This is a genomic window from Ensifer sp. R-19 (assembly GCF_049905105.1).
GTDB lineage: Bacteria > Pseudomonadota > Alphaproteobacteria > Rhizobiales > Rhizobiaceae > Ensifer.
In genome coordinates this window covers 1,417,764-1,438,502 of record NZ_CP184570.1, presented here as the reverse complement: position 1 = coordinate 1,438,502, position 20,739 = coordinate 1,417,764, and the positions used below count along the sequence as shown (strand labels likewise).

At 63.6% G+C, this 20,739-nt stretch carries 17 protein-coding genes; 12 read left to right on the top strand and 5 right to left on the bottom strand.

Annotated elements, in window-relative coordinates; genetic code table 11:
* Nucleotides 1-2: 2 nt before the first annotated feature.
* Both ACN9MO_RS25885 and katG read right to left on the bottom strand, forming a co-directional pair.
* Nucleotides 3-1,115: an efflux RND transporter periplasmic adaptor subunit gene (locus ACN9MO_RS25885; protein WP_057255435.1), complete on the bottom strand. Its 1,113-nt coding sequence runs from the start codon at nt 1,113-1,115 to the stop codon at nt 3-5.
* 420 nt (nt 1,116-1,535) lie between these two features.
* Entirely contained in the window at nt 1,536-3,743 is a 2,208-nt protein-coding gene (gene katG, locus ACN9MO_RS25880; RefSeq protein ID WP_057255436.1) for a catalase/peroxidase HPI, read from the bottom strand.
* Nucleotides 3,744-4,184: 441 nt separating this feature from the next.
* On the opposite strand from katG, the gene ACN9MO_RS25875 reads away from it, so the two are divergent.
* From ACN9MO_RS25875 to ACN9MO_RS25825, 11 genes are all read left to right on the top strand, one after another.
* The gene (locus ACN9MO_RS25875) at nt 4,185-6,371 is read left to right on the top strand and encodes a hypothetical protein (RefSeq protein ID WP_113132613.1); all 2,187 of its coding nucleotides are present in this window, start codon (nt 4,185-4,187) and stop codon (nt 6,369-6,371) included.
* A gap of 410 nt (nt 6,372-6,781) precedes the next feature.
* Complete coding sequence (locus ACN9MO_RS25870) at nt 6,782-7,672, top strand: helix-turn-helix domain-containing protein (RefSeq protein WP_113132614.1); 891 nt, start codon at nt 6,782-6,784, stop codon at nt 7,670-7,672.
* A 135-nt stretch (nt 7,673-7,807) separates the two neighbouring features.
* Nucleotides 7,808-8,707, top strand: a complete 900-nt coding sequence (locus ACN9MO_RS25865) for a helix-turn-helix domain-containing protein (protein ID WP_113132615.1) — start codon at nt 7,808-7,810, stop codon at nt 8,705-8,707.
* Between the two features lie 239 nt (nt 8,708-8,946).
* Complete coding sequence (locus tag ACN9MO_RS25860; protein ID WP_057255440.1) at nt 8,947-9,855, top strand: helix-turn-helix domain-containing protein; 909 nt, start codon at nt 8,947-8,949, stop codon at nt 9,853-9,855.
* A 174-nt stretch (nt 9,856-10,029) separates the two neighbouring features.
* Nucleotides 10,030-10,680 (top strand): hydrolase, encoded by a 651-nt coding sequence (locus ACN9MO_RS25855; protein ID WP_057255441.1) that lies wholly within the window; start codon nt 10,030-10,032, stop codon nt 10,678-10,680.
* Nucleotides 10,681-10,764: 84 nt separating this feature from the next.
* Complete coding sequence (locus tag ACN9MO_RS25850) at nt 10,765-11,058, top strand: XapX domain-containing protein (RefSeq protein WP_057255558.1); 294 nt, start codon at nt 10,765-10,767, stop codon at nt 11,056-11,058.
* Nucleotides 11,058-13,031 carry an amidohydrolase gene (locus ACN9MO_RS25845; protein WP_425988239.1) on the top strand — a complete coding sequence of 658 codons (1,974 nt, stop codon included), beginning with the start codon at nt 11,058-11,060 and terminating at the stop codon, nt 13,029-13,031. Before ACN9MO_RS25850 ends, ACN9MO_RS25845 begins: the two co-directional genes overlap by 1 nt.
* A gap of 20 nt (nt 13,032-13,051) precedes the next feature.
* Nucleotides 13,052-13,264: a hypothetical protein gene (locus ACN9MO_RS25840; RefSeq protein ID WP_113132985.1), complete on the top strand. Its 213-nt coding sequence runs from the start codon at nt 13,052-13,054 to the stop codon at nt 13,262-13,264.
* Between the two features lie 50 nt (nt 13,265-13,314).
* Nucleotides 13,315-13,773 (top strand): DoxX family protein, encoded by a 459-nt coding sequence (locus ACN9MO_RS25835; RefSeq protein WP_113132984.1) that lies wholly within the window; start codon nt 13,315-13,317, stop codon nt 13,771-13,773.
* Nucleotides 13,770-15,368 (top strand): MFS transporter, encoded by a 1,599-nt coding sequence (locus tag ACN9MO_RS25830; RefSeq protein WP_113132983.1) that lies wholly within the window; start codon nt 13,770-13,772, stop codon nt 15,366-15,368. The genes ACN9MO_RS25835 and ACN9MO_RS25830 overlap by 4 nt, the downstream gene beginning before the upstream one ends.
* 89 nt (nt 15,369-15,457) lie before the next feature.
* Nucleotides 15,458-16,288 carry an alpha/beta fold hydrolase gene (locus ACN9MO_RS25825; protein WP_057255444.1) on the top strand — a complete coding sequence of 277 codons (831 nt, stop codon included), beginning with the start codon at nt 15,458-15,460 and terminating at the stop codon, nt 16,286-16,288.
* Nucleotides 16,289-16,384: 96 nt separating this feature from the next.
* Here ACN9MO_RS25825 and ACN9MO_RS25820 read toward each other — a convergent pair whose 3' ends face one another.
* Complete coding sequence (locus tag ACN9MO_RS25820; protein WP_057255445.1) at nt 16,385-17,278, bottom strand: LysR family transcriptional regulator; 894 nt, start codon at nt 17,276-17,278, stop codon at nt 16,385-16,387.
* Nucleotides 17,279-17,381: 103 nt separating this feature from the next.
* Between ACN9MO_RS25820 and ACN9MO_RS25815 the strand changes: the two genes are divergently transcribed.
* Complete coding sequence (locus ACN9MO_RS25815) at nt 17,382-18,575, top strand: MFS transporter (RefSeq protein WP_113132982.1); 1,194 nt, start codon at nt 17,382-17,384, stop codon at nt 18,573-18,575.
* 9 nt (nt 18,576-18,584) lie between these two features.
* Here the strand turns inward: ACN9MO_RS25815 and ACN9MO_RS25810 are convergent, their stop codons facing one another.
* On the bottom strand, nt 18,585-19,229 hold the full coding sequence (locus ACN9MO_RS25810; RefSeq protein WP_057255447.1) for a PQQ-binding-like beta-propeller repeat protein: 645 nt from the start codon (nt 19,227-19,229) through the stop codon (nt 18,585-18,587).
* Nucleotides 19,230-19,239: 10 nt separating this feature from the next.
* Entirely contained in the window at nt 19,240-20,460 is a 1,221-nt protein-coding gene (locus ACN9MO_RS25805; RefSeq protein ID WP_113132981.1) for a helix-turn-helix domain-containing protein, read from the bottom strand.
* Between the last annotated feature and the right edge of the window lie 279 nt (nt 20,461-20,739).

The following is a 20,739-nucleotide window of genomic DNA, read 5'->3' as shown; positions in this document are numbered from 1 at the left end:
GCTTAGCCACCTGCTGCCGTGGCGGCATCGACGGTGATGCCCGGCCGGACCTTGCCCGCCCCCTCGGTGATGACGTTCTCGCCCTCTTTCAGGCCCTTACTGATCACCGCCTGGCCGCGGGTGTTGCGCGCCACATCGACGCGGCGAAGCTCCACCTTGGAGCTGGCGTCGACCACCAGAACGAAGGCACCCTGCTGGTCGCGCTGGATCGCCTGCTGCGGCACGGCCAGAACATCCTGCTTGTCCGACTGCTCGAGCACGACGCGCACCAGGGCGCCGTCGAGCAATATGCTGTCCGGATTGGGGAATTCGGCGCGCACGGTCACCGTGTCGGTGCCTTGCGAGACGTTGCTGGCGATGAAGTTGATCGTGCCCTTCTGCTTGTATTCCGTGCCGTTCGGAAGCCCAAGCCCGACATTGGCGCCGCCGCTGATCTCGCCCTTCAGCACGCGCTCGCGATAGGTGAGGTAGAGCGCGGTCGCTACCGGAAACTGAACATAGATGGGATCAAGCCGGGTCAGCGTGACCAGCGACCCGCTGTCCGGGCCGACGAGCGCGCCGACATCGGCGGCGGTCAGGCCGACGATGCCGTCGAAGGGGGCCACGATCTTCGTGTAGGAAAGGTTGAGATCGGCATTGTCCTTGCTGCCCTTGAGCCGCACGAGATCGCCGTCTGCCTTGCGGACCGCGGCATTGGCCTCGTCCACCTTGGCCTGGGAGACGGTCTTGGTGGTGAGGAGCTGGTCGGCGCGATCGCGCTCAAGGACAGCGAGATCCTTGGAGGCTTCGGCCGCTTCGATCTGTCCCTGGATTTCCTGGACGGCAGCGCGATAGGCGCCGTCTTCGACCTGGTAGAGCACCGTGCCAGCGGTGACCTTCTGTCCCTCGGTGAAGTTGACGGCTTCGAGGAAGCCCGGCACGCGGGCGCGAATATCGACCTTCTGGATGGCGGTGACCTTGCCGGTCAGGTCGACGCTTTCGCGCAGGTCCATGATTGCTGCCGGCGCCACGACCACGGCCGGAGCCTGCTGGGCGAACGCGGTCTGCGCCGTAAGGCCGATTGCGATGAGAAGAGATGATGAAAATGAAGCGGCGAGCATTCTCGTATGACGCATGCAACGTTCCCCCTGAACGAAACAGCTTGAGATGACTTCAGCGCGCCTGGGCAGGCGCCCTCGTTGCGTTGAAAGCAGAACACGTTCTCTGCCTCAAGTCACGCAACTAATGGTTGATAAGATGTCGACCACATAAATGGGATGGGTTTGCCGGAGCTGGACCGTACGAAGGAGAACTTGTCACAAAAGCAATGGTTTGCACCCCTTGTCCCGTCCGAGGCGGAAGTGCTTGCTGGCGCGAGGTTCAGGATGGTTCGATTGAACCCGTCACCCGATGGCGACCGTTTAACGTGTGTTGCGCCGTGGCGGCCGCGGGGCCGGGATTGCAACCTTAGGTGACGCATTTCGCGTGGATGCTCTAAAAACAGGTCCCGGCTTTATGCCGGGACCTGCGGTCGATGGTGGCATCAGGCCGGAATGTCAGGTGAGATCGAAGCGATCGCCGTTCATCACCTTGTTCCAGGCGGCCACGAAGTCGCGCACGAACTTCTTCTTGGCATCCGTCTGTCCATAGACTTCCGCGATTGCCCGAAGCTGCGAGTTGGATCCGAAGACGAGATCGACGCGGGTGGCCGTCCACTTGACCTCGCCGGTCTTGCGGTCGCGACCTTCGAAGACGTCCTTGGCATCCGACGTCGCCGTCCACGCGGTGGCCATATCGAGCAGGTTGACGAAGAAGTCGTTGCTGAGCGTTTCCGGGCGATCGGTGAAGACGCCGTGCCTGGTCGCATCGTGGTTCGCGCCGAGGACACGAAGCCCGCCGACGAGAACGGTCATTTCCGGCGCGGTCAGCGTCAGCAACTGTGCCCTGTCGATCAGCAGCTCTTCCGGCGAAACCGCATATTGGGTCCTCTGGTAGTTGCGGAAACCATCGGCGATCGGCTCGAGCACTTCGAAGGAGTCGACATCGGTCTGCTCCTGGCTGGCATCTGCGCGACCTGGTGCGAAGGCAACCTCAACGTCGTGGCCCGCCGCTTTCGCTGCCTTCTCGATTGCGGCCGCACCGCCAAGCACGATCAGGTCGGCGAGCGATACCTTCTTGCCGCCGGACTGCGCGTCGTTGAAGGCGCGCTGAATGCCTTCGAGGGTTTCGAGCACCTTGGCCAGCTGTGCCGGCTGGTTGACCTGCCAGTCCTTCTGCGGGGCAAGACGGATGCGGGCACCGTTGGCACCGCCGCGCTTGTCCGAACCGCGGAAGGTCGAGGCGGACGCCCAGGCGGTGGAGACCAGTTCGGAGACCGAAAGGCCGGAAGCAAGGATCTTGGCCTTGAGGTCGGCGATATCCTTTGCGTCGACGAGCGGATGATCGACGGCGGGGATCGGATCCTGCCAGATCAGGTCTTCGGCCGGGACTTCCGGGCCGAGATAGCGGGCGCGTGGGCCCATGTCGCGGTGGGTCAGCTTGTACCAGGCGCGAGCGAAGGCGTCTGCGAAGGCGTCCGGGTTCTCGTAGAAGTGCCGTGCGATCTTTTCGTAGGCGGGGTCGACGCGTAGCGCGAGGTCGGTCGTCAGCATCGACGGGGCGTGACGCTTGGACTTGTCATGCGCATCCGGGACGGTGCCGGCGCCCATGCCATGCTTCGGCGTCCACTGGTGCGCACCGGCCGGGCTCTTCGTCAGTTCCCATTCGTAGCCGAAGAGGTTCCAGAAGAAGTTGTTGCTCCACTTGGTCGGCGTCGTCGTCCAGGTGACTTCGAGACCGCTGGTGATGGCGTCGCCACCACGGCCGCTGCCGTAGGTGCTTGCCCAGCCGAGGCCCTGTTCCTCGATGCCGGCGCCTTCCGGCTCGCGACCGACATTGGCGGCATCACCGGCGCCATGGGTCTTGCCGAAGGTGTGGCCGCCGGCGATGAGCGCGACAGTTTCCTCGTCGTTCATCGCCATGCGCGCGAAGGTCTCGCGGATGTCACGGGCCGCAGCGACCGGGTCCGGGTTGCCGTTCGGGCCTTCCGGATTGACATAGATCAGGCCCATCTGCACCGCTGCGAGCGGATTTTCGAGGTCGCGGTCGCCGGAATAGCGCTTGTCGTCAAGCCAGGTCTTTTCCGTACCCCAGTAGATGTCCTCTTCCGGTTCCCACACGTCCGGACGGCCGCCGGCGAAGCCGAAGGTCCTGAAGCCCATCGACTCGAGCGCACAGTTGCCCGCGAGGATCATCAGGTCGGCCCAGGAGATGCTGCTGCCGTACTTCTGCTTGATGGGCCAGAGGAGGCGGCGCGCCTTGTCGAGGTTGGCGTTGTCCGGCCAGCTGTTGAGTGGCGCAAAGCGCTGTTGCCCGGCGCCTGCGCCGCCGCGGCCGTCGCCGGTGCGGTAGGTGCCGGCGCTGTGCCAGGCCATGCGGATGAAGAGCGGGCCGTAGTGGCCGAAGTCGGCCGGCCACCAATCCTGCGAATCGGTCATCAGCGCGAAGAGGTCATTCTTCACCGCTGGCAGATCAAGCTTTTTGAATTCCTCGGCATAGTTGAAGGCTTCGCCCATCGGGTCGGAAAGGGAGGAATTCTGGTGCAGGATCTTCAGGTTGAGCTGGTTCGGCCACCAGTCACGGTTCGAGGTGCCGGCGGATTGAGCGCTCGTCTGAGCTCCGTGCATGACGGGACATTTGCCCGTTTTGTCGGCTTTCGCGTCCATTTCTATCTCCCTTTGCGATAACGTGAATTGTGCGGATCAGAGGAAAGGCAGGCTGTGCGGGCCAGCGATGCGCCGGGCCCGGCTTGCGGCATTCTTTGTGCCGTCGGTGGTTGTCGTTCCGCGAAGCGGTCTCGCCACTGGCTGCGTCTCCCTCATTGCACCGGCAACTCTATCAAAGTGGTTTCATTAATTTAAGTTGGATTTCCTGATGGTGGCGATAAGACGATCCTATGGCTAATGGACGGCAGGGCAACAAGCGCATGCTTGCAGCCCTGTATGCATCTTTGATGACGCGCGAACGCTTTGCCGATTGCAGCCCACACAAGAATATTGGTGCACTGTACTCCCGCCAAACTTGCGTAAGAAAGCACCAATGGTTAGTCACATCCGCAAAGACTCAAAGAGCTTTTCCATTTTTCGCGTGGTGAAAGGACAGACATCGTGGCTGAGACAGAAACTGGGGCCGGCAAGGGCCGTCGCAAAGCACTTTGGGCGGCCGTCGCGGTGGTCGCGATCGCAGCCGCCGGCGTGGTCGGCGGCAAATTCATGCTCGAAAGGACGGTCGACAAGTTCATCGCCGAGCGTGGCGGCAAGGCGGGCTCCGTCGAGGCGGATTTCCTCGGGCGCATTCATTTGCGTGACGTGACGCTGCCCTTCGCCAATGGCGCCCGTGTGCAGGTCGCCGCGATCGATGGCCGGCCAAAGATCTTCTTCCTGAGCGGCAAGCTTGATGTGAAGGGCCTCGAGCTCGATATCGCCGCAGGCAAGTTCTCCGTGCCGCATGCGATCCTCGAAGAACCGGACTTCTTCGCTGGCGCGCTTTCCAAGGCAGGCGATCAGGGTGAGCTGACGACGCTGAAACGCATCGAGCGCTTTGCCGCAAAACGGATCTCGGCGCCGGAGGCGACGATCAGCCAGGATGTGGCCGGCACCGAGCAGAAGACGGTCTACAAGGACCTCGCGCTCGAGGACATCGCCGCCGGCCGCGTCGCCCGTTATTCGGCGAGCGGTGCAAGCTTCGCCTTCGCCATGGATGTTCCAGACGGAGAAGGCGCAACGAAGCGCGAGCAGATGAACGGCTCGATCGGGGCTGTCGCAGGCGAGAACTTCGACGCGGCCTATATGGTGCGGATCTACACGGAAAAGGCCGGCCCGGACGACAAGGAGCCGAAGCCGCTTTACGGTCCGATGTCGGCAAAGAACCTTTCCTTCTCCGACGGCGAGGCGCAGTTCGGTTATGACGAAGTGCGCAGCAAGGGCTTCAGCGCGCGCATGCCGGCCGAGCCGCTGCTGGAGACCTTGAAGAAGTTGCAAGGGGTGACGGACCCCGAAACGTTGCCGCCGGCTGAGCGGCAGGCGTTCTTCAAGCGCATCCTTTCAGTTGTCGACATGATCGGCAGCGGCGACATCGAATTGCTCGGTCTCAAGATGGAAGTGCCGGACAAAAGCAGCGAAGAGGAAGGCAAGACGATCAAGCTCGCCGTCGACAAAATGGCGATGCAGCTCAATGGCCGCAGCTTCGACGGTGCCCTGCACGGTCTTTCCGCCGGAGAAGGCGCAGACTACGTCAAGCTCGCCGAAGCAAGCATCAAGGGCTTCTCCTGGGCTCCGACCATGGACGCGCTCACGAAGCTGGCGGGCCTGAAAGAGGAAGAGTTTGAAACCTTCCCCTTCACCACCCTGATGCCGGAATTCGGAACGATCCGCATCGCCGGGCTGGACGTGGACATGCCCGGCAGCGCGCCGACAAGCGTGACCGACAGCGAAACTGGTGAAGACGACCAGAGCGCCACCGAAAGCGAGGCCGATCCGTCGGTCAGCGCCGAGCCGGCGCCGGATGAGGCAACCGATGGCGACGCCTCATCCGAGGCAGAGGTCCCCGGCGATGCCCAGGACGATCCGATGGCCGAAGCGCCGGCCGAGCAGGCGGCCGTGCCTTCCGTTCCGGAGCGCGTCCGTTTCACGCTCGACAACTACGAGCTGGCCCTGACCAAGCTGCACAACGGCATCCCGACGGATGTGCGCGTCAGCTATCGCGATCTCAGCGTGCCGATTCCTGCCGACACGCAGGAGGAAGGCTTCGCGACGCTGCGCAAGCTGGGCTTCGACAAGCTGGTGTTCTCTTCCAACGTCGAGCTGACCTGGGATGAGCCGAACGAGAACCTCGTCATCAAGGATATCTCCTTGAGTGGCAAGGACATGGGCAGCTTCTCCTTCTCCGGCTTGATGGGCGGCGCGAGCAAGGACTTCTTCTCCGGCGACATGACCGCTGCGCAGGTGGCGCTCTTCGGCCTCACGGCCCGGGAAGCCACGCTCAAGCTCGAAGACAAGGGCATCGTGGCCAAGGGCATCAAACTCTATGCCGAGGATAACCACATGACCGAGGACAGCGTTCGCGGTCTCCTCGTGCTGATGACGAGCGCTGGCGTGCAGCATTTTGCTGCCACACAGCCGAAGCTGCAGGACGTGGCAAGTGCGTTTACCCAGTTCATCAGCAAGCCCGGCGCCTTCACCCTGAAGGTCAAGGCCAAGGATGAAGCCGGGATTGGCGCACTCGAGCTGATGGGCGCCGCCGAAAATCCCGCGCTTCTGCTCGACAAGGTCGATCTCGAAGCTGCCTCACAGTAATCGATCGCGGGCCGCGTCAGCCGATGCGGCCCGCATCACTTCTGCCTGTGGGCTCCTGAAGGAATTCCCGCAGCACCTTCAATGCCTCCTGTCCGATTTCATGCCCGCCACGATTGTAGAGGGGCTCGGATATCGGCCCTTTGCCCCCACAAGACAATCGACCAGGAGTCCCGCGAGCATTGCGCGATCGGTTCACGCACAACGGGCTTCCGTCAAAACAGAGTCGTTTGCGGCTAAATGTGAGCAAAGGATACAAGAAATTGGTGGCGCCACCCTGCATTTTCCCCGGACATGACGGCAAAAGCGAGTTGATCCCCTGTGCGTTCGTCATCGGAGCGATCATGCATCCAGGCAGGTTTCCACGCGAAGAATGAACTCCATCGCCAGGAGGCGAAGGTGGACGGCAGATTATGAAAGAACCGAATGGCATTGGAGCGTGTTTTGGCGAGCCGAAGGCGCCGTTTCTCGCGGCTCGGCCCGTTCGCGACGCCCGGTTTTCGGTCACGCGCCTGCAATGCCGGCTGAATGGAGCAATGAGCCGCGTCGTGTCCCTTCCCGCCGACGACGCCTATTTCCTGATGTTCTATTTCAAGGACGTCATGCATCGCGACGTGGTGCCGGACGAAGGCGAGAGTGAAATTCGCCGCTACAGGCAGGGGTCGATCTGCCTCGTCGATCTCGTTCAGGGCGCCAGTATCCGGCTTGTCAGCGATCTCGATTCACTCGCCTTCCACCTGCCGCGGGCCTTGTTCCGCGAAGTCTCCGAGTTCTCGCACGCTCCGGCCGCCACCGGTCTCAGGTGCCGCCGCGGCGAGATCGACGACGTCATACACAATCTTGCCTTGGCGCTGCTGCCGCTTCTCGCCAAGAGCGAGAAGGAACCGGGCCCCGTACTGCAGCACATCGCTGTCGCCATCTGCGCACATCTCCTGCACGCCTATCCGGATCGAGCCAATGCATCCGCCAGCCGCGATCTGTCCGTGTGGCAGGAGAAGGCGGCCAAGGACTTCATGATCGACCATTGGGCCGAGGACTTTTCGTTTGCGGCTGCGGCGTCGGCCGCAAACCTGTGTGAGGACGCTTTTGCCGCGGCCTTTGCATCCGTGACCGGGCAAACGCCGGAGGCGTGGCTGATGCGGTACAGGATCGGCCGAGCCAAACGCTATCTGATCGAGGAGGGGTGGTCGGTGGCCAAAACCGCCGCCAGTTGCGGTTATGCCGACGAAGCGCGGTTCATCGAAGCCTTTCGCGAGGTGACGGGAGTGGCGCCGGCCGTGTGGCGCGCGCGCTGGCGGCAGTGAGGGGAGCGTCCGTTGACCTGTGAAGCTCTGCGATGTCCCCTGAGATTTGCCTCTGTAATGCAGCCGCCAACCGTTGTAGCATCTGCCCCGCCGCCGAAGCAGGCGGCTGAGCTCGATACTGGGAGACCCTGACCGATGGCCTTACAAGCGGGACTGGGCGCAAGCGAGCGCACACTGCGCCCCACTGTCAAAAGGATCAGCGCGGGCGATATCACCGTGACGAGAACCTTTTCGGATCGCTTCGATCTGGACCTCGGGCCGCTGATCCCGGTCGCCGACGCCTTCAACGTCATCGTCCAGATGCGTGACTTCGAGGCACATCGCCTGTGGCGGCGCGGCGAACTCGTCTATGAGGGAGGGCACTCCAAGGCATCGCTCGCGATCACCGATCTTCGGGACCAATGGCAGTGCCACCATCTGTCGCCCTTCGACAATGTCCGCTTCCACATCCCATTCGCCTGCATGCGGGCCTTCACCGAAAGGGCGGGACGCGGCGAGTATGTGTCGTTGTCTTCCGTGCAGGGATACGTGGATCCGGTGATGTTCGGCCTCGCCCAGGCGCTGCTGCCCTCGCTCGAAGAGCCGGACCGGGCCAATCTGCTTTTCGTCGAACAGATCAACCTTGCCGCATTGGCTCATCTCAGCCAGACCTATGGCGGTTTGCATTTCCCTGTCGACAAGAAGGGTACGCTCGCGCCATGGCAGGAGAGGCTGGCGACGGATTTTCTGGTCGCACACTTCAACAAGGCGTTTTCGATCGGCGATCTCGCCGCCCAGTGCGAGCTCTCGCGCAGCTATTTCAACAAGGCTTTCAAGGAGAGCTTCGGGCGCACGCCGTCCAGGTGGCTGACCGAATACCGGATTGCGCGGGTCAAGGAGTGTCTGCTTCAGGACACCCCCCTTGCCGAAGTCGCGATCCACTGCGGTTTTGCCGACCAGAGCCACATGACCCGGGTGTTCACCAGCCAGACGGCGGAAACGCCGGCGCGCTTCAGGAAAAAGAACCGCTCCGTCGGGGTGGCGGTAGATCAGTAATAGCGTGGAAAGAGGGCGCGCCCTCATGCAGATTGTTCAAAACACGTGAAAAGCGTGCAAGAATGACGCGGCGGCCGGGGCCATCATAGGCCGCTCCTGCAGATGATGATGAGAATGAACTGCGTGGCACGCGTCCCAGGCGCGCAGCAATCCGGGCGTCGGTTGGTTCCGCGCGTTTCGTTTTCATTAGCGCTGCGGGAGTTTTTGGCGGGTGGTCTCGACAAACAGGAGCGAAGACGATGACGAATGCCTCCGCTGCCTCGGTCGGACTGCGCCCGCGCGACAGCCTCGGATGTTCGCTGGACCAGCTCGATGACGACAGGACGATCGAAGGCCGCGACATGGTCTTTTATCGCAAGCGATCGGCAGCGGGTCCGCCGGGCAGGGTCGCGACTCCTGGCAATGGGCGGGGATATCTGATCGGCCTGTCGCTCGCAGGCGGTCATAGCCGCCGGGTTTTCGGGGAGCATCACTCGGCGATCCAGGAGTTCGGCCAGAATTCCATTTACGTCAGGAACTTCGCCGACGACTACAAAGCGGATCTGGAAGGTTCCTTCGACTTCACTTTGCTTGAAATCGGCTACGGTGCGCTCCAGAGGATTGCGGATGCAGCAAATGCCACGGGAGTCAGCGAGCTGAGGTCCATTTCCGGCTCGCCCGATCCTGTTCTCGGCGGCATGCTCGGTGCCTTGTTTGCGTCGGTGGACGGTTACACCGATCGCAGCGCGCTGTTCGTCGATCAGCTTTCCGTCGCAATCGGCGTGCATATGGTGCGACAGTACGGCAACGGCCGCGGCGAAAGTTTGGCTGGAGGACGCAGGCTCTCGCAGCGCTGCCAGGCAAGTATTCGCGAACTCGTGCAAGCCCGTCTCGACGGCGAGCTTACCGTCGAAGAGCTGGCCTCGACCTGCAACCTGTCGCAGGCAGCTTTTCTCCGCGCCTTTCGGGAGACCATGGGCAGCACGCCCTTCCGCTGGCTGCTGCAGCAAAGGATCGAAAAGGCCAAGGACCTGCTGCAGTTCTCTCCCACATCGCTGAGCGAGATCGCCACCGCCTGCGGTTTTTCGGATCAGAGCCATTTTACCCGTGCCTTCGCGCAGGCGGTGGGGGCCACGCCGCGCCAATGGCGACGCAGCCGGCAGTCGTAGGGCTTACCGCAAATATAGTTGTGCGGCGAAGCGGCCCGGATCAGACTAACAGTCTCCGGTATGACGAGCGAAATTTTCAAAAATCCATCTTTGGCGACAAGAACGGGACCGCCGTCGGCGGCATAGTTGGGCCTCTCCAATCGGAGCCAGTTTCAATAGAAAGAGGCCACGACCATGCCCGCGACAGCGACCCCCGGCAAACTCCTCGTCTCGCCCAAGGACCACACCCTGATCATGATCGATTTCCAGTCGCAGATGTCGTTTGCGACCAAGTCGATCGATGCGGTGCTGCTGCGCAACAACGCCGCACTGGTCGCCCATGCGGCCGCCGGCTTCGGCGTTTCGACCATTCTCACCACCGTTGCCGAGAAGACCTTCTCCGGTCCGATGTTCTCCGAGATCACCGACGCCTTCCCGGGCCAGACGCTTTTGGACCGCACCTCGATGAACACCTGGGAAGACGCCGCCGTGATCGAAGAGGTCAACCGCCTCGGCAAGAAGCGCCTGGTGATGTGCGGGCTCTGGACCTCGGTCTGCATCGTCGGCCCGACGCTGTCGGCGCTCGACCAGGGTTTCGAAGTCTATGTCATTGCCGACGCCTGCGGCGACGTCTCCGACGAGGCGCATGAGCGGGCGATGGACCGCATGGTGCAGGCCGGTGTGCGGCCGATGACGGCGCTGCAGTACATGCTCGAGCTGCAGCGCGACTGGGCCCGTACCGAGACCTACGAGATGACCACCGGCATCGCCAAGAAGTTCGGTGGCGCCTATGGCCTCGGCATCATCTACGCCAAGTCGATGTTCGGCGCCTCCGAAGGGCACTGACACGGGACCGAGATGCCCTGGATTATCGCTCTGGCCGTGCTTGAGGCGGCCAGGGCGGCACTGTCATTCGTGAAGGAGTTGGCGATGAAGTTGTATCTTCTCTCGCTCGGAGCCGGACTGCTTGTCGGCATCATCTATTCGCTCTTGAACGTCCGCTCGCCGGCGCCGCCGGTCATTGCGCTCATCGGCTTGCTCGGCATCCTGATCGGCGAGCAATCGGTGCCGCTGGTCAAGCGCGCCCTGTCGGGTGAGCCGGTCAATCTCAGCTGGTTCAATCTGCAGTGCATGCCGCACATGTTCGGCCACCTGCCCGGCGGCGCACCGGCCACCGCCGGCAAGGCGAAGGATGCGGCCATCAACGATGAAAGGGCCGGATGATGCCGACGCGACGCTCGTTCCTCGGTGCAACCGCCGCCGCCCTAGCCTTGGGCAGGGCAACCGCGACACACGCCCAACAGACTGGAGACACCTCGATGACGCCCGACCTGATCCTGCACAACGGCCTTGTCACCACGCTCGACCGCAGCAACCCGACGGCAAGCGCGGTTGCCATCAAGGACGGAAAGTTCCTGGCCGTCGGCGACGACCGGACGATCATGGCGCTGGCCGGCGCGGGCACCCGGGTGATCGACCTCAAGGGCAAGCGCGTGCTGCCGGGCCTCAACGACAACCATACCCACGTCGTGCGCGGCGGCCTCAACTTCAACATGGAACTGCGCTGGGACGGCGTGCGTTCGCTCGCCGATGCGATGGCGATGCTGAAGCGACAGGTGGCGATCACGCCGGCGCCGCAATGGGTGCGCGTCGTCGGCGGCTTTACCGAACACCAGTTCGCCGAAAAGCGGTTGCCGACGATCGACGAGATCAATGCGGTCGCCCCGGATACGCCGGTGTTCCTGCTGCATCTCTATGACCGGGCGCTCTTGAACGGCGCCGCCCTCAGGGCGGTCGGCTATGGCAAGGACACGCCCAACCCGCCGGGCGGCGAGATCACCCGTGATGCCGCCGGCAACCCGACCGGGCTGCTCCTGGCCAAGCCCAATGCCGGCATCCTCTATTCGACCTTGGCCAAGGGACCGAAGCTGCCCTTCGACTACCAGGTCAACTCCACCCGCCACTTCATGCGCGAGCTCAACCGGCTCGGCGTCACCAGCGTCATCGACGCCGGCGGCGGCTTCCAGAACTATCCGGATGACTATGCCGTCATCCAGAAGCTGTCGGACGATGATCAGCTGACCGTTCGCCTGGCCTACAATCTCTTCACCCAGAAGCCGAAGGAAGAGAAAGAGGACTTCCTCAACTGGACCTCATCGGTCAAATACAAGCAGGGCAACGACTACTTCCGCCACAATGGCGCCGGCGAGATGCTGGTGTTTTCGGCGGCCGACTTCGAGGACTTCCGCCAGCCGCGGCCGGAGATGGCGCCGGAGATGGAGGGCGAACTCGAAGAGGTCGTCCGGGTGCTGGCCGAGAACCGCTGGCCCTGGCGGCTGCATGCGACCTATGACGAAACCATCAGCCGCGCGCTCGACGTGTTCGAGAAGGTCGACAAGGATATCCCGCTCGACGGCCTCAACTGGTTCTTCGACCATGCCGAGACGATCTCCGACCGCTCCATCGACCGGATCGCAGCCCTCGGCGGTGGTATCGCCACCCAGCACCGCATGGCCTACCAGGGCGAATATTTCGTCGAGCGCTACGGCCACGGGGTGGCGGAAGCGACGCCGCCGATCAGGCGCATGCTGGAGAAGGGCGTCAACGTTTCCGCCGGTACCGATGCCACCCGCGTCGCCTCCTACAACCCCTGGGTCTCGTTGTCGTGGATGGTGACCGGCAAGACCATCGGCGGCCTGCAGCTCTATCCGCGCGCCAACTGCCTCGATCGCGAGACGGCGCTGCGGATGTGGACCGAGAAGGTGCAGTGGTTCTCCAACGAGGAGGGCAAGAAGGGCCGGATCGAGACGGGGCAGTTTGCCGACCTGATCGTGCCGAACAAGGACTACTTCGCCTGCGCCGAGGACGAGATCTCGTTCCTGACCTCGGAGCTGACGATGGTCGGCGGCAAGGTCGTCTATGCGGCCGGCGACTTCGCTTCCCATGACGAGAACCCGGTGCCGCCGGCGATGCCCGACTGGTCGCCGGTCCGCAGCTTCGGCGGTTATGCCGCCTGGGGCGAGCCCGATGGTGCCGGCAAGAACTCGCTCCGCCGCACGGCGATCACCGCGTGCGGCTGCGCCAGCAATTGCGGCGTGCATGGACACGACCATGCCGGCGCCTGGACGTCAAAGCTGCCGATCGCCGATCTCAAGGGCTTCTTCGGCGCACTCGGCTGCTCCTGCTGGGCCGTGTGACGATAGTGGAAGGGCGCAAAATGAAAACGATCGTCGGCGCCGCCGCATTGGCAGCCTCCATCCTGATCACTTCGTCGGCGGCACTCGGCGACGATGGTGCACCCGCAAAAGATAACAAGCGACCCTCCTGGGCGAAGGTCGTGGTGAACCAATCGCCGGCGAAGGCGGGCGCCTACTACAAGGGCATTTCGCGGACCGCGTTCAGCAATTCGAAATGGCCGCAGACCCGATGAAGGCGGCCAAGCCGCCCGTTAAGTCGAAGACCGTCTAACAAGGAAACAAAATGCTGAGCCTGTCTTCTCTCGAAAAACATCTCGCTGCCCGCCTGTGGCCAAGCCACGCCGGGCGATGGATCGTCTTCGTCGGCCTGCTGGCGCTTTGCTCGGCCTATATCCAGGGGCCGCTGACGAAGATCTTCGACTTTCCGGGTGCGCTTGCCGAGATGGATCATTTCGGCCTGCATCCGGCGCCGCTCTTTGCCGTCGGGGTCATCGTTTTCGAGCTTCTGATGTCGGCCCTCATTCTCATAGGTTTCTACCGCTGGGCGGCTGCCAGCGCGCTCGCGGCTTTCACGCTTGCCGCGACCTTCCTCGCGTTTCGCTTCTGGGAGCTTCCGCCCGGCATGGAGCGTGCGATGGCGACGAACGGCTTCTTCGAGCATATCGGCCTCAGCGGTGCCTTCCTGCTCGTCGCCTGCTACGATCTTCGTGAACGGGCATCCGCAGGAAAGGCTGGGCAATGACGGCAGCGAAGGAGGGCGCAGGGACGTTTGCGCCGTTGCGGCAGAAGGTCTTTGCGGTCCTGTGGGTGGCGACGATCATCGGCAATACCGGCAGTTTTATCCGTGATGTCGCCAGCTCCTGGCTCGTTACCGACCTGTCGGCGACGCCGGCCGCCGTTTCCATGGTCCAGGCGGCGGCGACGCTGCCGATCTTCCTGCTCGCCATTCCTGCCGGGGTTCTCTCGGATATTCTCGATCGGCGCAAATTCCTGATCCTGGTGCAGTTTCTGCTCGCATCCACGAGCCTCTGCCTGCTGTTTCTCTCCGCCACAGGTCTGCAGTCCGTGAGCTCGCTGATCGCGCTGACCTTCGTCGGCGGCATAGGGGCTGCACTGGTCGCCCCCACCTGGCAGGCGATCGTGCCTGAGCTCGTCTCGAGGCAGGACGTCAAGGGCGCCGTGGCGCTGAATTCGCTCGGCATCAACATCGCCCGCGCGATCGGTCCGGCGCTTGGCGGCCTGCTGCTCGCTTGGTCCGGCGCAGCCGTCACCTATGGCGTCGATGTCATCAGCTATGTCTTCGTGATCGCGGCGCTCCTGTGGTGGCGGCGCGGTGTATCGGAGGACGACGTTCTCGCGGAACGCTTCTTTGGCGCCTTCCGGGCGGGGTTGCGCTACGCACGCGCCAGTCGCGAGCTGCACGTGGTCCTGTTGCGTGCCGCCGTGTTCTTCGCATTTTCGAGCGCGATCTGGGCCCTGCTGCCGTTGGTTGCCCGCCAGCTTCTCGGCGGTGGCGCCAGCTTCTACGGCATCCTGCTCGGTGCCGTCGGCGCGGGTGCGATCGGCGGCGCGCTGGTGATGCCGCGCCTGCGCGCCCGGATGGATGCCGACGGGCTGCTTTTGCTTTCTGCGGTGCTCACGGCCGCGGTGATGGGCGTGCTCTCCTTCGCGCCGGCGCAATGGGTGGCGGTTGTCGCTTTGCTCGCTTGCGGTGCGGCCTGGATCACCGCACTGACGACGCTAAACAGCACCGCGCAGGCCATCCTTCCCAATTGGGTGCGCGGGCGTACGCTCGCCGTCTATCTTACCGTTTTCAACGGCGCCATGACCGGAGGCAGCCTGGCCTGGGGCGCCATCGCCGAAGCGATCGGCGTGCCCTTCACCCTCTCGGCGGCGGCTATCGGCCTTCTCTGCGTCGGCGTCGTCTTCCACGCCATGAAATTGCCGAAGGGAGAGGCGGACCTCATTCCCTCCAACCATTGGCCGGAGCCGCTGACCAGCGAGCCGGTCGAACACGACCGCGGCCCCGTCCTTGTGCTGATCGAATACATGGTCGACAGGGCGGACCGCTCCGAATTCCTGAAGGCGCTCGCCCGTCTGTCGCACGAGCGCCGCCGTGATGGCGCCTATGGCTGGGGCGTGACCGAGGACGCGGCTGATACCGGCCGCATGGTTGAGTGGTTCATGGTCGAATCCTGGGCCGAGCATCTGCGCCAGCACAAGCGCGTGTCCAAGGCCGATGCCGACGTCCAGGAAGACGTTCGTCGTTTTCACAAAGGGCCGGCGGCGCCGGTCGTACACCACCTTCTCGCGATCAACCGGCCGCAGCTCGGTTGACGTGGGTTGCGTTCCATGGCGTCCATCCGGCGCCGCGGAACGTGCCAGGAAGACACACACCCTAGAACCCAAGCAAAGGAACCGCTCCCATGACCGAGAACTTCGTCAGGACTGAAGACGGCGTCGATATCTTCTACAAGGATTGGGGCTCGGGCCAGCCAATCGTCTTTCACCATGGCTGGCCGCTGTCGGCAGACGATTGGGACGCGCAGATGCTCTATTTCGTCAGCAAGGGCTATCGCGTCATTGCCCATGACCGCCGCGGTCACGGGCGCTCGACACAGGTGAGCGAGGGCCACGATATCGCGCACTATGCAAGGGACGTTGCCGCACTCACCACCAAGCTCGGCCTTAGCGACGCCGTGCATATCGGCCATTCCACGGGCGGCGGCGAGGCCGTGGCTTATGTGGCTCGCCACGGTGCCGGCCGCGTCGCCAAGCTCATCATCGTCAGTGCCGTGCCGCCGATCATGGTCAAGACCGCGAACAACCCGGGCGGCCTGCCGATCGAGGTGTTCGACGGCTTGCGGGCTGGTCTCGCCGCCAACCGTGCGCAGTTCTTCCTCGATGTTCCGACTGGTCCCTTCTATGGCTTCAACCGGCCGGGTGCCGAGGTGTCTGAGGGCGTGATCCGGAACTGGTGGCGCCAGGGCATGATGGGCAGCGCCAAAGCCCATTACGAGGGCATCAAGGCCTTCTCGGAAACCGACTTCACCGAGGACCTCAAGGCGATCGACGTGCCGACGCTGGTCATGCATGGCGACGACGACCAGATCGTTCCGATCGACGACAGTGCGCGGCTTTCCGTCAAGCTCCTGAAAAACGGCACGCTCAAGGTCTATGAGGGTTATGCCCACGGCATGCTGACGACGCATGCAGATGTCATCAATCCTGACCTGCTTGCCTTCATCAAGGCCTAAAAGGCTGGCATGATCCGCGGCGTCTCGGTGCCGCGGACCGTGCCGGGACAAATCTTGGCGCCCGCACCGTGTTGATCGCGGTGCGGGTTCCGTCGTTCAAGCATTTGCCTTCGCGGTTTTGCCAAGTGCCCCCATCAACCGGTCGATGAAGACGCGTACCTTGGGTGCGACAAGCTTCGTCGTCGGGTAGACGGCCCAGATCGCCAATGTCTCGGGTGCCGCATCTTCGAGGCGAATGCGTATCAGCCGACCTGCATCGAGATCGTCGGCGATATTCCAGTCGGAGAGCAGGGTGATGCCGGCACCGGCGAGGCAGGCCGCATGGCATCCTTCGATGCTTGTCGACGAAAAGCGGCTCTGCAGCCGCACATGGCTCTCGACCCCGGCGCTCAGAAAGGTCCAATGGCTGACGCCGTGCAGCGGCAGGCATTGATGATTGATGAGATCGCCACTGGTCCGCGGGCTCCCATGCTTTTCGACATAGGATGGGGAGACGACGAGGGAACGCGGGTTTTCGGCCAGTTTCTTGGCGATCAGACTGCTATCCTTCAAACGCGCGACGCGGATCGCCAGATCGATGCCCGACGCCACCAGGTCAGGCATTGTGTCGCTCATATCGAGCGAGACCTTGAGCCCCGGGTGATCATCAAGCAGCGAAGGCATGAGCGGAGCAATCAGCTTGATCGAGAAGGCAACCGGCGCCGAGATGCGCAGGAGACCGGTCGCTCCGTCGCCGTCACCCCTCAGGAGCGTTCGCGCCTGCTGTTCGGTTTCGAGCAGATCCTGGGCATAGGGCAGAAAGGTTTCGCCCTCTGGCGTCAGCGACAGGGACCGGGTCGTGCGGTGCATCAGCCGGACGCCAAGCGCCTGCTCCAGGGAGGCGAGCCGCCGGGTTGCGATCATGGGGGTGATGCCAAGCCGTCGCGCGGCCTCGGCGAGGCTGCCGCCGCTTGCCGCTGCGGTGAAGACGAGGACTTCGTCGAGGTTCATTGTATCGAAATCCGATATTCTGCTATGTATAATGACGACACTACAGCGAATTTCGATAAGGCGATAGATCAAGCCCATCTCTCCAGTGAGAAGGGCAAGTGAAATGGTTACCCACGAAACGGAGCATTCCGACCTCGGTCGAACCCGCCTCTACGCCATGGCCGTCGCCAGCGGTATCGCGGTTGCAAACATCTACTACAATCAGCCATTGCTGGGGCTCATCGAGGCCGAGTTTCCTGGCGAGACGGCCGTCGGCCTGCTTCCGACGGCGACGCAACTCGGCTACGCGCTCGGGTTGCTGCTTCTGTTGCCGCTCGGCGATATCGTCCAGCGGAGACGTCTGATCGTCGGGCAATTCCTGGCGATCGCGATAGCAGCGACCGCCGCTGCTTTGGCCCCGTCGCCATTCTTGCTGATCGCCGCCTCGGTGCTGCTTGGGGCAAGCGCCACCGTCGCGCAGCAGATCGTCCCGATCGCTGCGATGCTGTCCACGCCTGACAAACGCGGGGCGGCGATCGGCACGGTCATGGCCGGCGTTTTGACCGGCATCCTGCTCAGCCGCACGGTCTCCGGATTTGTCGGGGCCCATGCCGGCTGGCGCGAGATGTTCTGGGCAAGTGTGCCGCTCGCACTAGCAGCTTCGTTCCTGATGTTTCGGACCTTGCCGGATCTGCGCCCGGCATTGCGTTTGCCCTATCGCGAAGCCCTGGCCTCGCTCGCCACGCTTTGGCGGCGCGAGCCTGCGCTCCGTCTCGCTTCGATGGTGCAGGCGGCGCTTTTTGCATCCTTCACTGCGTTCTGGACCGTGCTCGCGCTTTATCTTGCGACGCCGCGTTTCAACCTGGGTGCGGATGCCGCCGGTCTGTTCGGCGTTGTCGGGGCAATCGGCGTCTTTGCGGCACCGGTCGCCGGCAGGATGGCGGATCGGCGGGGTGCGCTGTCCGTCGTCTGGTTCGGGGCGGCTTTGACGCTCGCTGCCTGGGTCGTACTCGGAGCCGGGGCCTCGATCGCCGGATTGGCGGTTGGCGTCATCGTGCTTGATATCGGCATCCAGGTCGCGTTGATCGCCAACCAGCACATCATCTATGCGCTCGAGCCCGCGGCGCGCAGCCGCATCAATACGGTCTTCATGACCAGCATGTTTCTCGGGGGAGCGGCGGGCTCGGCTCTCTCCTTCGCCGCCTGGAGCTATGGCTCTTGGCCCGGGGTCAGCGCGCTTGGCCTGGCGCTTGCGGCACTGGCGCTGGCCGCCAAGCTGCTTGCTCGACGAGCGGTCAGGCTGGAGACCTTGCGTTGAGGGTTGAACCTAGGGAGCATGTTTCTTCGGCCGGCGGACGGCCCGGATCGTTCCGCTTCCGCCACCGCCGCAGTAGAAGCGTTCACCGCCATCGGATTCCAAACCCGAAACGCCGGTTCCCGGCGGCATCACGATCCGCTCGAGCACTGACCCCGTTTCAGGGTCGATGCGCCTGAGGTCGCTGTCGTCGCCTTCCCAGGTGCCGTGCCAGAGCTCTCCGTCGACCCAGGTGACGCCCGTCACGACGCGCTTGGATTCGATGGTGCGCAGGATTGCACCGGTTTCGGGATCGATCTGATGGATCCTGCGACCTCGGTGCTGCCCGACCCAAAGGGTTCCCTCCGCCCAGGCAAGGCCGGAATCGCCGCCGCCGCCCGGTGCCGGGATCGTTGCCAGCACGCGGCCGCTCTCGGGATCGATCTTCTGGATGCGGTCCTCGGCGATCTGGAACAGGTGCTTGCCGTCAAAGGCGGTACCGGCATGCGCCGCGACATCGATCGAGCGCACCGGGTTCCCGCTTTCGGGATCGAGGGCATTGATCTTGTCGCCGGAGGCAAACCAGACGTTCCGACCGTCGAATGTGACGCCATGGATGTGGTCGGCGCCAGGGAAGGGGCCATATTCGCGGAGGATTTCGGCTTCGGATCGTTTCATGGTCTCAATCCTAATCGCTTGGCAGTGGGCCGGGGAGTAACAAGACTGTCGGGAATGTCGGCACGGGCGGGATCACCCAGCGTCGCGCCCGCCCGTGGCCAACCGGCAGCACCTTGCCTTCCGAGGAGAGGTCTTCGAGCGCCCGTTGCACTGTGCGCGGGCTGGCGTCGAGCGCGATGGCGAGAGCGGAGCTCGACCATGCCTCGCCGTCGCCAAGAAGCGCCAGCATCGCCGCATGCCGATCGTCGACCGGCGGTGCAAGCACCACGACCGCGTGGTCGCCACGCGGAGCCAGCCGGAAGCCGTCGCTGGTCGCGCTGATATCCGCGAAAGCGCGGAGTTCGTCGCGAAGCCGGCCGATCTCGACCCTCAGTCGTGCCCGGTGGGATTCGTCGACATGTTTCGCGCCGAAGGCACGGGCGAGCAAGGCGCGCCGCGAGACGTCGGCCGGCCACGCCTCTGCGAGAGCACGCGCCAGCGCGAAGAGCACCGGCCGCGTTGTAAGCGAAACGGCGGAGGCTCCGCGCCGGATGATGTTTCGGCACGCATCGACCACCAGGGTACCGGAGTTGAGCAGGGCTTCGACGTCGTCGAGCAGCAGCAGGCGCTCGCCTCCCCCGGTCAGAAGCCGGGCCGCCGGCGTCTTCAGGACAAGCGCCGCGCCTTCGACTTCCGCGACCAGCGCCGCTATGCCGGTTGCTCGCGCCGCTTCAGTCGCCCGGGCGAAGGCGCGGGTCGCCGAAGCGGTTTGTAATCGTCGAACGGCGATGCCGGCAATCGCGAGCTCGTGCGTGGCTCTCGCCGGCGGTGTCAGCCGGCCTGGATCGACACCGGCAAGCATCTGCTCGGCCTCGTCGAGACGGCCGATCAGCAGCAGACGGCGGGCGCCGAGATTGCGGGCGTGCGCGGCATTGAGGTGGTCGCCATGGTCTTCGAGCGTCGCGCGGGCGGCGTCGAGCGCCTTCATCGGCCAGGAGAGATCGCGCGAGACTATGGCGATCTCCGCTTCGGCAACGATGCATCGCGCGCGGGCCACGGCCTCTTTCGGGCCGAAGCCGCGCGCCGCCGCCTTCAACAGCGTCTTGGCGCGGCCGAGATCTCCGAGCTGAGCCATCGCGATGCCGCGGAGCGCCAGCGCCGGCGGGTCGTCGCGCAAGGCGACCCGCTTCAGCACGCCGAGCAGGTCACCGGCGGCCAGCGCCTGGCCTGCCGCGGTAATCAGCGAATCCATCGAAATCCCGTCACACTTGTCACTCCCCCAACAGTGCTTCGGCCTCTATCTATTGCTCGAACGGCACGGGACAACAGAGAGGACCTTCGAGGCACAATCAAGTGGGTTGGATCCAAACGGATTGAAGGCATGCCGCGAGCGACGCCCAGGCGAACCTGCAATAGTTACAAAATTCTGCAAATTTCGGTGTCGGCTTTCCGCTGGCGCTTGCGTCTTACAGGAACCAGCAAGAGGAGGTGCTCTGCACTTCCAAACCTGCTGCGCGATCAGTTTGCACGT